Consider the following 269-nt stretch of genomic DNA (forward strand, 5'->3'; position numbering starts at 1 on the left):
GGCTACGTCAACGGCTGGAACTCGGCCGAAGAAACCCTTGCAGAGAACCGCGAGGCCGGTGAGTTCGGCTCTTCGGGCGGCGCAATGCGCAGCGTCACTCACAACTCCTCGGGTCACATCCTGCACGACCTGTTCTGGCAGAACATGTCGCCGGAAGGCGGCGAGGAGCCGTCGGGTGACCTCGCAGACCGCATCGCCGAAGACTTCGGCTCCTACGACGCCTGGAAGGGCGAGTTCGAAGCCGCCGCGAAGGACGCGTCCGGTTGGGC

The 269-nt window shown here is 65.8% G+C and carries 1 pseudogene; it reads left to right on the forward strand.

The features are described from left to right. Window positions 1-269, forward strand: a pseudogene (gene sod, locus AUR64_RS10385) (superoxide dismutase [Mn]); the annotation flags it as partial.

The organism is Haloprofundus marisrubri (assembly GCF_001469955.1).
Classification (GTDB): domain Archaea; phylum Halobacteriota; class Halobacteria; order Halobacteriales; family Haloferacaceae; genus Haloprofundus; species Haloprofundus marisrubri.